9 protein-coding genes and 5 tRNA genes are annotated in these 15550 nt (G+C 70.7%); 9 read left to right on the forward strand and 5 right to left on the reverse strand.

The features are described from left to right. The first annotated feature begins 504 nt into the window (after positions 1 to 504). Positions 505 to 711: a developmental transcriptional regulator BldC gene (bldC, locus tag JAO84_RS19100; protein WP_003949541.1), complete on the forward strand. Its 207-nt coding sequence runs from the start codon at positions 505 to 507 to the stop codon at positions 709 to 711. A gap of 425 nt (positions 712 to 1136) precedes the next feature. Here the strand turns inward: bldC and JAO84_RS19105 are convergent. Both JAO84_RS19105 and hrpA read right to left on the reverse strand, forming a co-directional pair. Beyond that, a tRNA-Asp gene (locus JAO84_RS19105) sits at positions 1137 to 1210 on the reverse strand. Between the two features lie 91 nt (positions 1211 to 1301). Next, positions 1302 to 5330: an ATP-dependent RNA helicase HrpA gene (gene hrpA / locus JAO84_RS19110; protein WP_370413960.1), complete on the reverse strand. Its 4029-nt coding sequence runs from the start codon at positions 5328 to 5330 to the stop codon at positions 1302 to 1304. A gap of 118 nt (positions 5331 to 5448) precedes the next feature. Here hrpA and JAO84_RS19115 point away from each other — a divergent pair, with 118 nt between their 5' ends. Genes JAO84_RS19115 through JAO84_RS19125 form a run of 3 tightly spaced genes read left to right on the forward strand, consistent with a single transcriptional unit; the run spans position 5449 to position 7601 of the window. Then, positions 5449 to 5829 carry a hypothetical protein gene (locus tag JAO84_RS19115; protein WP_370413961.1) on the forward strand — a complete coding sequence of 127 codons (381 nt, stop codon included), beginning with the start codon at positions 5449 to 5451 and terminating at the stop codon, positions 5827 to 5829. A gap of 60 nt (positions 5830 to 5889) precedes the next feature. Further along, on the forward strand, positions 5890 to 6723 hold the full coding sequence (locus tag JAO84_RS19120; protein ID WP_370413962.1) for a DsbA family protein: 834 nt from the start codon (positions 5890 to 5892) through the stop codon (positions 6721 to 6723). Then, positions 6720 to 7601 (forward strand): cytochrome c biogenesis CcdA family protein, encoded by an 882-nt coding sequence (locus tag JAO84_RS19125; RefSeq protein ID WP_370413963.1) that lies wholly within the window; start codon positions 6720 to 6722, stop codon positions 7599 to 7601. The genes JAO84_RS19120 and JAO84_RS19125 overlap by 4 nt, the downstream gene beginning before the upstream one ends. Positions 7602 to 7644: 43 nt before the next feature. Here the strand turns inward: JAO84_RS19125 and JAO84_RS19130 are convergent. The 3 genes from JAO84_RS19130 to JAO84_RS19140 all read right to left on the reverse strand — a co-directional run bounded on the left by JAO84_RS19130 (position 7645) and on the right by JAO84_RS19140 (position 7927). Continuing rightward, positions 7645 to 7718: transfer RNA gene (locus JAO84_RS19130), tRNA-Phe, on the reverse strand. A 22-nt stretch (positions 7719 to 7740) separates the two neighbouring features. Further along, positions 7741 to 7814, reverse strand: a tRNA-Asp gene (locus JAO84_RS19135). A 40-nt stretch (positions 7815 to 7854) separates the two neighbouring features. After that, positions 7855 to 7927 (reverse strand) — tRNA-Glu (locus JAO84_RS19140). A gap of 104 nt (positions 7928 to 8031) precedes the next feature. On the opposite strand from JAO84_RS19140, the gene JAO84_RS19145 reads away from it, so the two are divergent. The 5 genes from JAO84_RS19145 to JAO84_RS19165 all read left to right on the forward strand — a co-directional run bounded on the left by JAO84_RS19145 (position 8032) and on the right by JAO84_RS19165 (position 15495). Continuing rightward, the gene (locus tag JAO84_RS19145; protein ID WP_265861177.1) at positions 8032 to 8382 is read left to right on the forward strand and encodes a metallopeptidase family protein; all 351 of its coding nucleotides are present in this window, start codon (positions 8032 to 8034) and stop codon (positions 8380 to 8382) included. Positions 8383 to 8556: 174 nt separating this feature from the next. Next, positions 8557 to 9162, forward strand: coding sequence for a hypothetical protein (locus tag JAO84_RS19150; protein ID WP_370413964.1), 606 nt, complete (start codon positions 8557 to 8559; stop codon positions 9160 to 9162). 228 nt (positions 9163 to 9390) lie between these two features. After that, positions 9391 to 11541, forward strand: coding sequence for a DEAD/DEAH box helicase (locus tag JAO84_RS19155; RefSeq protein ID WP_370413965.1), 2151 nt, complete (start codon positions 9391 to 9393; stop codon positions 11539 to 11541). Between the two features lie 210 nt (positions 11542 to 11751). Then, positions 11752 to 15324, forward strand: coding sequence for a FlgD immunoglobulin-like domain containing protein (locus tag JAO84_RS19160; protein ID WP_370413966.1), 3573 nt, complete (start codon positions 11752 to 11754; stop codon positions 15322 to 15324). A 98-nt stretch (positions 15325 to 15422) separates the two neighbouring features. Beyond that, positions 15423 to 15495, forward strand: a tRNA-Lys gene (locus tag JAO84_RS19165). Positions 15496 to 15550: the final 55 nt, after the last annotated feature.

The following is a 15550-nucleotide window of genomic DNA, read 5'->3' on the forward strand; positions in this document are numbered from 1 at the left end:
GGACATGTCGACCTGATGTAAATGATCTTCATCGGTGGACGCCGGCTCCTGCCATGGGGTAGGACGTTGGTCCCGATCCGGGCCTTTGACCCAAGCGTGACGGACAGCACTTAACGCACCCTTGCGCCCATCGCCCACCCTCGTGCCAAAATAGGACAAGGAGTCCGGGGAGGGTTCCTTCCGTCCAAGTATGGGCGGAACACTCGACATTGCACTCTATGGGGGGTCTGAGGACTCCTGATCGCTCTGTGACTGATCGTCACAGTGGCGTGACTGTCCGTTATGGCATGGTCCATCGACTTCCGCCGCTGATGAACACCTGCGAGGGCAATTCCATCGGTTTGGCCGACGTGGCTGGACGGATGGTGTAGTTGTAGTGCCGAGGACAAGCCGTTCGTCCTATAACCGACTCGACCCGCTTCCGCCATTTCGGGCAAGGCGGGTCAAGGTGCAGAATTTAGAGGAAAGAACCGAGATGGTTCGGTTCTCCCGAGGAGGCCGCTCATGACCGCTCGCACCCCTGATGCCGAGCCGCTGCTGACCCCTGCCGAGGTTGCGACCATGTTCCGCGTGGACCCGAAGACGGTGACTCGCTGGGCCAAGGCCGGCAAGCTCACGTCCATCCGCACCCTGGGTGGACACCGCCGGTACCGCGAGGCCGAGGTCCGCGCCCTGCTGGCGGGCATTCCGCAGCAGCGCAGCGAGGCCTGAGGCGCCCGCGACACGCGCAACACCCCGTAACACCCTGCAGTACCGGGCACTTCCGGGTCCCCCAACCCGGGCCGCTCACCCCAAGCTCTGCCGACGCGCGACCTGCCCCAACAGGTCCCCCGTCATCGATCGCACTGGACTCCGCCGGGTCCGGTGCGATCTTTTTATGTCCCGGTTCACCCGCGTAGACCGGGTGCAATTGCACATATTAAATCTGAGGCATGTAGGAGGGGTGTAAGTTCGGCCGTTCCGAAAACTGATTGAGTGACACCCGTCACATCGTCAAAGCCTTGCCCCAGAACAGCCTTCCACCCCCAAGAGGCCCGCCACCACGGCGATGGTCACTCCTTGGGGGGACCTTGGTCCCTGGCTCCCGGGAACGCAAGAAGGCCCGCACCGATCGGTGCGGGCCTTCTTCTCTACTGCGACTCTGACGGGACTTGAACCCGCGACCTCCACCTTGACAGGGTGGCGAGCTAACCAACTGCTCCACAGAGCCCTTGCAGCCGGTGAACCGTGGCTGCGAGGAAAAGAGTACAGCAGGTCAGGGGGTGCGGTCGAACCGGCGGCCGGACCGGTTCACCAAGGGTTCACCGGGCGGGCTGCGGCACGGCCGCGTCGATGGCCTTCACGATCCGCTTGTCCGACACCGGGTGCGCCGTGCCGAGCGCGTGCGCGAAGTAGCTCACCCGCAGCTCCTCGATCATCCAGCGGATGTCCGTGACCGAGGACGGCACCGGGCGCCCCTTCGGGAGCTGTTCGAGCAGCCAGGCGTACTCGTCCAGCATCTCGTGCACCTTCTCCATCCGGGTGGTGTCCCGCTGCACGCCCGTCGGCATCTGCTGCAGCCGCCGGTCCGCCGCCACCAGGTAGCGCATCAGGTCCGGCAGCCGCTTCAGACCCGTACGGGTCACGAAACCGGCCGGCATCAGCCAGGAGAGCTGCGTACGCACGTCCTGGAGGTTACGGAGCAGGGCGGGGCTGTTCGTGGCCTTCAGACGCCGCTCGCAGGCCTGCCAGGCGGCAAGCACCTGCTGGACCTGGCTCACCGTCCGTACGGTCAGCTCCACCAGATCGGCGCGCACCTTGTCGTACAGCTTCCGGAAGGACTCCTCGTCCCACACCGGGCCGCCGTGGTCCGCGATCAGCCGGTCGGCCGCGGCGGTGGCGCAGTCGTCGAAGAGGGCCTGGATCGAGCCGTGCGGGTTGGCCGACAGGGCCAGCTTCTGCTGGTTGGTCAGCCGGTCGGAGGCGAACTTCGCCGGGTTCACCGGGATGTTCAGCATGATCAGCTTCCGGGTGCCCCGCCACATCGCCTCCGCCTGCTCCTCCTCGGTGTCGAAGAGTCGCACGGCGACGCTGTCGCCCTCGTCGACCAGGGCCGGGTAGGCCTTGACCGGCTGCCCGCCCCGCTTGGTCTCGAAGACCCGGGTGAGCGTCCCGATCGTCCAGTCCTTCAGGCCCGTGCGCTCCAGGGAGGGCCCGGAGCCGTCCCGGCCGCCCGTGGCCGCCGCGGCGGCCTTGGAGAGCGCCTGACGGGCCTTCGGGCGCAGCTTCAGCTTCAGCGCCTCCAGGTCCTTGTCCTCGGCCAGCTTGCGGCGCCGCTCGTCGACGATCCGGAAGGTGATCTTGAGGTGCTCGGGGACCTTGGCCCAGTCGAAGTCCTCGGCCGTCAGCGGCACGCCGACCATCCGCTGCAGCTCGCGCGCGAGCGCCGCCGTCAGCGGCTCCTGCACGGGCACGACGGCGTCGAGGAAGCGGCCGGCGAAGTTCGGCGCCGGCACGTAGTGGCGGCGGATCGGCTTCGGGAGGGAGCGGATGAGCTCCGTGACGACCTCTTCGCGCAGACCCGGGATCTGCCAGTCGAAGCCTTCGTCGGTGACCTGGTTGAGCACCTGGAGCGGTACGTGCACGGTCACGCCGTCCGCGTCCGCGCCCGGCTCGAACTGGTAGGTCACCCGGAACTTCAGCGCGCCCTGCCGCCACGAGTCCGGGTAGTCGGCCTTGGTGACCGCCCCCGCCTTCTCGTTGATCAGCATCTCGCGCTCGAAGTCCAGGAACTCCGGCTCCTCGTGGCGCTTGTGCTTCCACCACGAGTCGAAGTGCGCCCCGGACACGACGTGTTCGGGCACCCGCTTGTCGTAGAAGTCGAAGAGCGTCTCGTCGTCGACCAGGATGTCCCGGCGCCGGGCCCGGTGCTCCAGCTCCTCGACCTCGGTGAGCAGCTTGCGGTTGTCGGCGAAGAACTTGTGGTGGGTGCGCCAGTCGCCCTCGACGAGCGCGTTGCGGATGAACAGCTCGCGGGAGACCTCGGGGTCGATCCGCCCGTAGTTCACCTTGCGGTCGGCGACGATCGGCACGCCGTACAGGGTGACCTTCTCGAAGGCCATGACCGCGGCCTGGTCCTTCTCCCAGTGCGGCTCGCTGTACGTCTTCTTCACCAGGTGCTGGGCCAGCGGCTCGACCCACTCGGGCTCGATCCGCGCGTTGACCCGGGCCCAGAGCCGCGAGGTCTCCACCAGCTCGGCGGACATGACCATCCGCGGGGCCTTCTTGAAGAGCGCGGAGCCGGGGAAGATCGCGAACTTGGCGTTGCGGGCGCCGAGGTACTCGTTCCGGCCGCCGCCGCCCTCGCGCTTCGGATCCCGGCCGCCGTCCCTCTTCGTCGCGTCCTTGGACTCCTTCACGTCCTTCAGGCCGACGTGGGAGAGCAGGCCGGAGAGGAGGGAGACATGGATGGACTGCTCGGGGGCGTCCTCCTCGTTGAGGTGGATCCCCATCTGCTTGGCGACCGTGCGCAGCTGGGAGTAGATGTCCTGCCACTCGCGGATCCGCAGGAAGTTCAGGTACTCCTGCTTGCACATCCGGCGGAAGGACGACGATCCGCGCTCCTTCTGCTGCTCGCGGACGTAGCGCCAGAGGTTGAGGAAGGCGAGGAAGTCGCTGGTCTCGTCCTTGAAGCGGGCGTGCAGCTGGTCGGCCTGCGCCTGCTTGTCGGACGGCCGCTCGCGCGGGTCCTGGATGGACAGCGCCGCCGCGATCACCATGACCTCGCGGACACAGCCGTTGCGGTCGGCCTCCAGGACCATCCGGGCGAGCCGCGGGTCCACCGGCAGCTGGGACAGCTTGCGGCCGGTGTCCGTGAGCCGCTTGCGCGGGTCCTTCTGCGCCGGGTCCAGGGCGTGCAGCTCCTGGAGGAGCTGCACGCCGTCCCGGATGTTGCGGTGGTCCGGCGGGTCGATGAAGGGGAACTTCTCGATGTCGCCGAGGCCGGCCGCGGTCATCTGGAGGATGACGGAGGCCAGGTTCGTACGGAGGATCTCCGCGTCCGTGAACTCGGGGCGGGTGAGGAAGTCGTCCTCCGAGTACAGCCGGATGCAGATGCCGTCCGACGTACGGCCGCAGCGGCCCTTGCGCTGGTTGGCGCTGGCCTGGCTGACCGGCTCGATGGGCAGCCGCTGCACCTTGGTGCGGTGCGAGTAGCGCGAGATGCGCGCGGTGCCCGGGTCGATCACGTACTTGATGCCGGGGACGGTGAGCGAGGTCTCCGCGACGTTCGTCGCGAGCACGATCCGGCGGCCGGAGTGCGCCTGGAAGACCCGGTGCTGCTCGGCGTGCGACAGCCGGGCGTACAGGGGCAGGATCTCGGTGTTGCCCCATCCATCAGCGGCTCCGCCGCGGGGCTTCTTCTTGGTGAGCGCGTCCGCCGTGTCGCGGATCTCCCGCTCGCCGGAGAGGAAGACCAGGACGTCGCCCGGTCCTTCCTTCTGCAGCTCGTCGACGGCGTCGCAGATCGCGGTGATCTGGTCCCGGTCCGCCTCGTCGCTGTCCTCTTCGAGGAGCGGCCGGTAGCGGACCTCGACCGGGTACGTACGCCCGCTGACCTCGACGATCGGCGCGTCGCCGAAGTGGCGGGAGAAACGCTCCGGGTCGATGGTCGCGGAGGTGATCACGACCTTGAGGTCGGGGCGCTTCGGCAGCAACTGGGCCAGATAGCCGAGCAGGAAGTCGATGTTGAGGGACCGCTCGTGGGCCTCGTCGATGATGATCGTGTCGTAGGCGCGCAGCTCGCGGTCCGTCTGGATCTCGGCGAGCAGGATGCCGTCCGTCATCAGCTTCACGAAGGTCGCGTCGGGGTTCACCTGGTCGGTGAACCGGACCTTCCAGCCGACCGCCTCGCCGAGGGGCGTGCGGAGCTCCTCCGCCACGCGCTCGGCGACCGTGCGGGCGGCGATCCGGCGGGGCTGGGTGTGCCCGATCATGCCCCGGACGCCCCGGCCCAGCTCCAGACAGATCTTCGGGATCTGCGTGGTCTTGCCGGAGCCGGTCTCACCGGCGACGATCACGACCTGGTGGTCGCGTATCGCCTCGGCGATCTCGTCCTTCTTCTGCGAGACCGGGAGCTGTTCGGGGTACGTGACCGGGGGCACGCGGGAGGCGCGCCCGTCGACGCGTTCCTTGGCCTTGGCCGCCTCGACGGCGATCTCGTCCAGGACGGCCTCGCGGGCCTCGGGCTTGCGGATGCGGCGGGCGCCTTCGAGACGGCGGCCGAGCCGGTGCGAGTCCCGCAGCGAGACCTCGGCCAGGACGGTCTGGAGGGCGGCGAAGGAAGTAGACATACGGGATCCAGGATCGCACCTGCGGCAGAGAAGCGGCGAACCGATTTACGAGGGCTGCGCCACGCCTCTGCGTAGTATTTCGGACACACCGCCCAGCACCGTCCCGAAAGGTTTCCGCATGCCCCGCATTCCGGTCCCGCGCGCCCTGGTGGTGTTCGCGGCGCTTGCCGGGCTTACGGGGCTGGTGCTCGGGCTCGTGGTGTGCGGGGCGGTGAGCGCGGCCGCTCCCGAGGCGGGGCACGTGGCCGTGGGCCCGGTGTTCGCCGGCCCGGCCGCTCCCGGCTGCGGCCAGAGCCACGGCGCCGAGGAAGGGGCCGCCGCCCCCGCCGTACCGCCGCGCGGGCACGCCTTCGGCGAGCTGCTGCCGGCGCTCGCGGGGGAGCGGACGCCGTGCGGGGCCTGGGGCGCGGGCCAGGACGTGGTGGACGTACGGGCGGGGCGGTCGCCGCCGGAGCTCGTACCGCCGTCACCGATGGAGCTGTCGATCCTGCGGGTCTAGACGGGCGTCTCTCCTCGCCGTCCGTCCTTTTCCCTTCTCCCGTCTCAGGAGCGCTTCAGCATGCCCAAGTCCAAGCCCAGCAAGTCCAAGAAGTCCGCTGCCAACAGGTCCAAGACCAGCAAGTCCAAGCCCGTGGTGATCGTCGCCGGGGTCGTGCTCGCCGCGACGCTGCTCGGCCTCGCCTCGTACGCCACGACCAAGCCGTCCTCGCCCTCCGCGTCCTCCGGCAGCGGTGGCGCGGTCGCCGAGGTGTCCGCCGACCCGGCCGACGGCGTCTACCCGGAGCTGGAGGCGTACGCCCGCCGGGACGCCGCCGACAAGCTCGCGATGGGCCGGGCCGACGCGCCGGTGGTGCTCATCGAGTACGCCGACTTCAAGTGCGGCTTCTGCGGGAAGTTCGCCCGCGACACCGAGCCCGCGCTGGTGAAGAAGTACGTCGACGCGGGCACCCTGCGCATCGAGTGGCGCAACTTCCCGATCTTCGGCGAGGAGTCGGAGGCGGCGGCCCGCGCCTCGTGGGCGGCCGGGCAGCAGGGCCGGTTCTGGGAGTTCCACAAGGCGGCGTACGCGCCGGGGGCCAAGGAGAAGGGCTTCGGCAAGGAGCGCCTGACCGCCCTCGCGAAGGAGGCCGGGGTCGCCGACCTCGCGCGGTTCGCCCGCGACGCGGACGGTTCGGCGGCCCGCGCGGCGGTGAGCAAGGACCAGGAGCAGGGCTACTCCATCGGCGCGACGTCGACCCCGTCCTTCCTGATCAACGGCCGCCCGATCGCCGGCGCCCAGCCCATGGAGGCCTTCACCCAGGCGATCGAGGCGGCGGCGAAGGCGGCTGCCGAGAAGCCCGCCGCCGAGAAGCCCGCCGCCGAGAAGCCTGCTGCCGAGAAGGGCAAGCAGTGACCTCCGGCATCGGCTACTTCGCGGCCTTCCTCGGCGGGCTGCTCGCCCTGCTCAGCCCGTGCAGCGCCCTGCTGCTGCCCGCCTTCTTCGCGTACTCCATGGACACCCGGGCCAAGCTGGTGGCCCGGACCGGGATCTTCTACGCGGGCCTGGCCACCACCCTCGTCCCGCTCGGCGCGGCCGGCTCCTTCGCCGGCCGCCTCTTCTACGGCCACCGCGATCTCCTGGTCGCCCTCGGCGGCTGGACGATCGTGGCCCTCGGCGTGCTCCAGATCCTCGGCCTGGGCTTCGCCTCCCGCCGGATGAGCGAGGTCAGCGGCCGGATCCGCCCCACGACGGCCTTCTCCGTCTACGCCCTGGGCCTGGTCTACGGCCTCGCCGGCTTCTGCGCGGGCCCCATCCTCGGCAGCGTCCTCACCGTGGCCGCGCTCGGCGGCAACCCGGTCTACGGCGGTCTGCTGCTCGCCGTGTACGCGCTCGGCATGGCCGTCCCGCTGTTCGTGCTCGCGCTGCTCTGGGAGCGTTACGAGCTGGGGCGGCGGCGCTGGCTGCGCGGCCGCCCGATCCGTATCGGCCGCTTCGAGGCCCACTCGACCTCGCTGCTCTCGGGCTTCTTCTTCATCGCCCTCGGCACCCTCTTCCTGGTCTTCGACGGCACGACCGCGTTGCCCGGGCTGCTGTCGGTCGACGATTCCTTCGCCGTGGAGGAGCGCGTCTCCGACCTCGGCCGTTCGGTCCCCGACTGGGCCCTGCTGGCGGCCGTGGTCGCGGTGGTGGCGGGCGCGCTCGCGTGGCGCGCCCGGCGGGGGACTCGGCAGGACGAAGAGGCCGAGAAGGCCGAGAAGGCCGAGAAGGCGGAGGCGATCGAGGAGGTCTAGGAACGAGGAAGGCCCCGTTCGCGAGAACGGGGCCTTCCGGTTGTGGCTGGGGCCGGGGTCGAACCGGCGACCTATCGCTTTTCAGGCGATCGCTCGTACCAACTGAGCTACCCAGCCACGAAGCTGTTTCCAGCTTCAGCGACTCTGACGGGACTTGAACCCGCGACCTCCACCTTGACAGGGTGGCGAGCTAACCAACTGCTCCACAGAGCCAAGCTTGTGCGCGATCACTAGTGTCGCACACGGTCATGCGTGCCCCCAACGGGATTCGAACCCGTGCTACCGCCTTGAAAGGGCGGCGTCCTGGGCCACTAGACGATGAGGGCTAGAGGCTCACCTGCGCACTTCTCAGTGCGTCGGGGACGTGAGAAGCATATGGGATGGCAGCCGCTATCGCCAAAACGGTTTCCCGGCGGGGGAGAATGGGCGCGTGCTGGAGATGACGCGCGAGGAGTTCGAGGAGCTCGTCGCCGAAGCCCTGGACCGGATCCCGCCCGAACTGACCCGGCTGATGGACAACGTCGCCGTGTTCGTCGAGGACGAGCCCTCGCCGGACGACCCCGAGCTGCTCGGCCTCTACGAGGGGACGCCGCTGACCGAGCGCGGCGAGTGGTACGCCGGGGTGCTGCCGGACCGGATCTCGATCTACATGGGGCCGACGCTGCGGATGTGCGAGTCGCGCGAGGACGTGGTCGCGGAGACCGAGATCACCGTCGTGCACGAGATCGCCCACCACTTCGGCATCGACGACGAGCGGCTGCACGCGCTCGGCTACGGCTGACCGGGCGGGGCCGGACTGGACCGGGACCGGGCAGGCGGGCGGGAGCCGGCTGGCGCGTACCCGGGCGAGAGGGGTGCTTTTCGGGCGTGTCCCTTGCGGCGCCGGGGGAGTTGGGCAGGGCAACGCGTTCGACCAGCGTCCCGTTCCTGCCTGTCATGTCCTGGAGGTGCCTCCGTGCGCCATTTGCCCACCCCCGTTCGATGGGCCGCCGCCGCGCTGGCGGTCGCCGCCTGCGCGGGCCTGAGCGGCTGTATGAGTGTGAGCGACGACGGGGCGAAGCCGGCGCCCAGCACGTCCGCGGGGAAGCGGGGCGAGGCGGCCGGGACCGCGGCCGACGGCGGCCTGTCCGGCGGCCACAGCGGGAGCGGTTACGACCGTACGGGCCGCAGTGGCCCGGACCCGGACGGCGAGGCCACGGAGACGCCGGTGCCGAGCGGCTCGCCGAGCGCGTCGGCCACGCCGTCCGGTGCGCCGGGCGCGCAGGGCCCCGGCGGGGCGCCGAAGCCGCAGCAGCCGCCGGGCGGGGAGACGGGCGCCACGACGGCGGGCGGCGGCTCGGGCGAGCCGGGCGGGGAGACCCCGCCGCCGGTGGACCCGACGCCTTCGCCGACCCAGGAGCCGACCCCGGAGCCCACGCAGGAGCCGACGCCCGAGCCGACCGTCTCCGAGACGCCGACGACGACGCCCGGCGCGGACACCCATCTGGGTGCGATGCGGGCGGCCGACGGGCCGGGCCGGGCCAAGGAGCCGGAGGCATCGCCGCAGGCCGGACCGGTGTGACGGGGATCGGTTTGCCTTGGGTGGGGGAGAGTGCGTATGGTGGTAGATCGTTTGATCCCATTTGCCCGGCGCCAAGACCGAAGAGCGCCGTGACTGGCGCGTACTCTCCCTTGCCGTGGCTGACCGCATTGAGGCGGTCCGTAGTGCGAAACACGGAGTTGACGGGCGCGTGCCGAGACTCCGGAAGGTTTCGCATTTCGCATGTCCATTTTTTCTGATCACGCCGTCATGCCCGAGAACGACGAGATCGTCGACACGGCCGCGGCCGTCGAGGCCGACCTCGACGCCGAGCTCGACACCGATCTCGACCTCGACGCTGAGCTCGACGCCGACACCGACGCCGGCGCGACCGACGCCGACGAGACCGCCGAGGTCCCGGAGATCACCTTCGGTGACCTGGGTCTCCCCGAGGGCGTCGTGCGCAAGCTCGCCCAGAACGGCGTGACGACCCCCTTCCCGATCCAGGCCGCGACCATCCCGGACGCCCTGGCCGGCAAGGACATCCTCGGCCGCGGCCGTACCGGCTCCGGCAAGACCCTCTCCTTCGGCCTCCCGCTGCTCGCCACCCTGGCCGACGGCCAGACCGAGAAGAAGAAGCCCCGCGGCGTCATCCTCACCCCGACCCGTGAGCTCGCGATGCAGGTCGCGGACGCCCTCCAGCCGTACGGCGACGTGCTCGGCCTCCGTATGAAGGTCGTCTGCGGCGGTACGTCGATGGGCAACCAGATCTACGCCCTGGAGCGCGGCGTCGACATCCTCGTCGCCACCCCGGGCCGGCTGCGCGACATCATCAACCGCGGCGCCTGCTCCCTGGAGCAGGTCCAGGTCGCCGTCCTCGACGAGGCCGACCAGATGGCCGACCTGGGCTTCCTGCCCGAGGTCACCGAGCTGCTCGACCAGGTGCCGGCCGGCGGCCAGCGCCTGCTGTTCTCCGCCACGCTGGAGAACGAGATCGACAGCCTGGTCAAGCGCTACCTGGTGAACCCGATCACGCACGAGGTCGACCCGTCCGCCGGCGCCGTCACCACCATGACCCACCACGTCCTGGTCGTGAAGCCGAAGGACAAGGCCCCGGTCACCGCCGCCATCGCCGCCCGCAAGGGCCGCACCATCATCTTCGTCCGCACCCAGCTGGGCGCCGACCGCGTCGCCGAGCAGCTGCGCGAGTCGGGCGTGAAGGCCGACGCGCTGCACGGCGGCATGACCCAGGGCGCGCGTACCCGCACCCTGGCCGACTTCAAGGACGGTTACGTCAACGTCCTCGTCGCCACCGATGTCGCCGCGCGCGGTATCCACGTCGACGGCATCGACCTGGTCCTCAACGTGGACCCGGCCGGCGACCACAAGGACTACCTGCACCGCTCGGGCCGTACCGCCCGCGCCGGCCAGTCCGGCACGGTCGTCTCCCTGGCCCTGCCGCACCAGCGCCGCCAGATCTTCCGTCTGATGGAGGACGCGGGCGTCGACGCCTCGCGCCACATCGTCGGCGGCGCCGGCGCCTTCGACCCCGAGGTCGCCGAGATCACCGGCGCCCGTTCGCTGACCGAGGTCCAGGCCGACTCCGCGAACAACGCCGCCAAGCAGGCCGAGCGCGAGGTCGCCGACCTGACCAAGCAGCTGGAGCGCCTGCAGCGCCGCGCCGTCGAGCTCCGCGAGGAGGCCGACCGCCTGGTCGCCCGCGCCGCCCGCGAGCGCGGCGAGGACCCGGACGCCGCCGTCGCCGAGGTGGCCGAGGCCGCCGAGGCCGAGCTCGCCGCGGCCGCTGCCGCCGCCGAGGCCGAGCGCGCCCGCCAGGAGCGCCGCGACGCGGAGCGCCGCGAGGAGCGTCGCGATGAGCGCCCGCCGTTCCGCCGTGACAACGACCGCGGTGGCTTCCGCCGGGACAACGACCGTCCGTCGTTCCGTCGCGACAACGACCGCCGTGACAACGACCGCGGTGGCTTCCGCCGTGACAACGACCGTCCGTCGTTCAACCGGGACCGTCGTGACAACGACCGCGGTGGTTTCCGCCGGGACAACGACCGTCCGTCGTTCAACCGGGACCGTCGTGACAACGACCGTCCGTCGTTCAACCGCGACCGTCGTGACAACGACCGCGGTGGCTTCCGTCGCGACAACGACCGTCCGTCCTTCAACCGCGACGAGCGCCGCGACTTCGACCGTCGCGACGACCGAGGCGGCTTCCGCCGCGACGACCGTCCCTCCGGCGGCCACCGCGGCAGCGACCGCCCCTTCAACCGCGACCGCCGCGACGAGCGCCCGTCGTTCAACCGCGACCGCCGCGACGAGCGCCCCATCGGCCGCCGCGACGACCACCGCCGCGACGACCGCAACGGCTTCCGCCGCGACGACAAGCCCCGCTGGAAGCGCAACGGCTGACGGCCAGGCCGCGTGTTCCGACACGTGACCTGACAGACGACGAACCCCCGTGGCACCCGATGCCACGGGGGTTCGCTGTTCCCGTCACATCCGTCGACCGCGCCGTACAACCGTCAGGCCGCCGGAACGGTCTCGTACGGGGGCACATGGGTGACGCACGCGTGTTCGGTGCCCGCCGTACCGATGGATCACCCCCGGGGAGGGGCCTTCTTGTCTCGTACCGCACCCGCGCGGCGGACCCGCACGCGCGCCGCCCTCGTCCTGGCACTGACTACGGTCACGGCGGCGACGTCCGCAGGGATCACGGCGCCGCCTGCGGTCGCCGACACGGCGCCGCAGACCACCGTGCTGCCGGCCGCGCCGCGCTTCTCGCCGCGCGCCACCTCGATCCTCAACGCCGGCCAGACCGGCTACCTGTTGGCACAGGAGGACGACACCCGCCTCCAGTGGATCGACTACGCCACCGGCACGGCGACGCCGCTCGCCGTCGCCCTGCCCGAGGCGCCCCGCTACGACTACGAGAACGGCTACTGGGACTGGCGCCAGGGGTTGCACATCGCGGACGGCGCCCACTGGGGCCACGGCTCCGACACGGTCGCCGTGTACTCCGCCGCCCCTACCCCGCACGTGACCCTCCAGAAGGGCGCGGGCGCGGTCTTCGCCGACATCGTGATCCCCGAGGGCCAGGTGTACGTGGGCACCTACGGCGACACCGTGCTGACCAGTACCGGCGAGGCGAACGCCCCCACCGGCTTCCACCTGCTGCGGGCCGGGGCTGAGAAGGTGACGGACACGCCGGTCACCGGTCTACCAGAGGGGGCCGTGCCCACCGGGGTGGAGGACGGGGACGCGCGCTCGCTCGTGCTCCGCTACAAGAACTCCACCGAGGGGTGGGGGAACTGGGCGCTTGTGGACCTGGCGGACGGGACAGCCGAGACGCTTCCGGAGCCCCAGGACGACCCCTTCGAGGTAAACGGGTTCCGGCTTGGCGCCGGAACCATCCTGCGGCTGCGTACCGGTCGGTCCAAGATCGACGTGCTGGACCGCGCCGCGCCGGGAACCCCGATCCGCACGGTGGAGTCCGGATTCGTCTCGTCCGACGCGACCTTCGCCACCGTGGGCACGACCGTCCTCGCCGTCAACCGGCAGAACCGCGGGAACAACGAGTACCGCGGTTCGTCCGTGTGGATCCTCCCCGCGGAGGACGAGGACGGCCCGGAGCCTCCTGTGCTGCAACTGGCTGACGAACAGGTCGTCCTGGCGCCGGATGGGAGCGCGCTGATCGCCGGGGCGAAGGCCGCCGAGCCGCAGGGCGACATCGACTGGGCGGTGCACCGGCTCGTACCGACCGCCGGCGGCGGTGTGGAGACGCGCCGCCTCGCCACCGTCGAGCCCATGCCGGCACGGATCTACGGCCTCTCCCTAGGCAGCGGCATCCTCACCCGGGCCGAGAACAGCACCTACTTCCAGCCGAGCGGCTACTACGGCGCCTACCGTTCCACCTGGCTGACCGCCGCCGGGCAGCCGCAGCCGGTCCGCACGACCGTGGACGGGCTGATGCGTGGCGAGGACGGCGAATGCCACGTGATCGCCGGGCGCTGCGCCGTGCTCTTGGCGAGCGGCGACGGTTTCCACGGGCGTCGGGATGCCACGTACGACAACGCCACCGTGCTGTACGAGAACGGGACGAGCACCTGGGGGCCCCGCGTCGCCACCGGCATGAGCAGCCCCGAACTGACCGACCTCTCAGGCCGGTTCGGCCTGGTCGACAACGCCATCACCCCCGGTTTCGAGGACCCGTACGTCGTCGAATTCCGGAAGTCGGGTGGCGGGGCCGTCCTCGAACGGCGTACCGACCGCGTCGCCGCGCTGTGGGGATCCACCCTGTGGAGCGTCGCCAAGGGCAGCCCGAAGATCAGCTCGAAGTCGCTGGCGTCCGGCGCCGCGGGCCCGTCCTTCACCACTCGCAACGCGTGCGTGCCAGCCCAGCTCCAGGCCGCCGGCCGCTGGGTGTACTGGTCCTGCGACGAGGCCGACTGGGGTCCTGTGCGGGGCTCCGGCGTCTACGACCGGCAGACCGGGCGGACCATGGACGTCCCCGGCCGCAACCTCGGCAACGTGCTGCTCGGCGACGGCTACCTCGTCCGGCAGGACGAGGAGGCGGGTCTGCGCCTCTACGACCTCCATGCCGGGCTCCCCGCCTCCGGTTCCGCCGCCGACGTGCCGCAGCGGACGCTGGCGAGCGCCGCCGACCTCGGCCCGGGGGCCCGGGCCCGCAGGGACTGGACCGTCGACCGCTTCGGCGGCCACGTCGCCTACGCCGGGACCGACCAGCAGGTCCGCATCGTCAACACCGGGGTCCTCGCGCCGCCGGTCTCCATCATCGACTCCGCCGTCACCGGCGCCGCGACCGTGGCTGGTGGCGCCGCGTCCTGGCAGCCCCGCTGGTGGCTCTCCAAGCCGGCCGCGTCCTGGACGCTGACCCTGACCCACAAGTCGACCGGCACGGTCGTGCGCACCCTGACCGGGGGCGAGGCGCGCGGCGTGCTCGCGGCGGCGTGGGACGGCAAGGACGACGCGGGCGCGCTCGCCGTCAACGGCTCGTACACCTGGAAGCTGACGGCCACCCCGGCCGACGGCTCCGGCGCCGCCCTCCAGGAGCAGGGCGAGATGCTGCTGAGCGGGGCGCTGGCCTCGCCGTACGGCACGTTCGCGCCGCTGACGCCGACCCGTCTGATGGACACCCGCTCCGGCCTCGGCGTGCCCAAGGCCAAGGTCGGCCCGGGCGCCACGGTCTCCCTGGCGGTGACGGGTGTCGGCGGCGTGCCGGCGACGAACGTGTCGGCGGTGGTCCTGAACGTGACGGCCACCGCTCCGACGGTCGGCAGTTTCGTGTCGGTGTATCCGTACGGGACGCAGCGGGCGGCGGCTTCGAACCTGAACTTCACGGCGGGTCAGACTGTTCCGAACCTGGTCGTGGTTCCGGTGAAGGACGGCAAGGTCACCTTCTACAACAAGAGCGGCTCCGTCGACCTGCTGGCCGATGTCGCCGGCTACTACACGGCCGCCGGCACCGGCACCACCTACGCCCCGGTCACCCCGGCCCGTCTCATGGACACCCGCTCCGGTCTGGGTGTCCGCCAGGGGAAGGTCGGCCCCGCGGGTACCGTCACCCTTCCCGTCACCGAGCCGGGCGCGTCGGCGGTGGTCCTGAACGTGACGGCGACGGGTCCGACGTCTGCGAGCTTCGTGTCGGTGTATCCGTACGGGACGCAGCGGGCGGCGGCTTCGAACCTGAACTTCACGGCGGGTCAGACTGTTCCGAACCTGGTCGTGGTCCCGGTGAAGGACGGCAAGGTCACCTTCTACAACCACGCCGGCTCGGTCGATCTGCTGGCCGATGTCGCCGGCTACTTCAAGCCGGGCGCCACCGGCGCCGAATACCGCCCGGTCACCCCGGAGCGCCTCATGGACACCCGCTCCGGCCTCGGCGTCCCCCAGGCCGCGCTCGGCGCGGGCGGCACCGTCGACCTGAAGATCGACCGCCCCGGTGCGTCGGCGGTCGTCCTGAACGTGACGGCGACGGGTCCGACGTCCGCGAGCTTCGTGTCCGTGTATCCGTACGGGACACAGCGGGCGGCGGCTTCGAACCTGAACTTCACGGCGGGTCAGACCGTTCCGAACCTGGTCGTGGTCCCGGTGAAGGACGGCAAGGTCACCTTCTACAACCACGCCGGCTCGGTCCATCTCATCGCGGACATCGCCGGCTACTACCTGAACTGATCCCGTCGGCCCCGGCGCGCCGCACGGCGCTCCGGGGCCGATACCCGATCGGTTTCGGGAAGCTCTCCGGCTATGCTGCACGGGAGTGCCCGTGCCACGGGCCGTTAGCTCAATTGGCAGAGCAGTGGACTTTTAATCCATTGGTTGTGGGTTCGAGTCCCACACGGCCTACCCGTGAGCCCCCTGTGTCGGTCCGTCAGACCGACACAGGGGGCTTTTGCGTTCC

Origin of the sequence: Streptomyces fradiae, from assembly GCF_041270065.1 — a bacterium.
Taxonomy (GTDB): Bacteria; Actinomycetota; Actinomycetes; order Streptomycetales; family Streptomycetaceae; genus Streptomyces.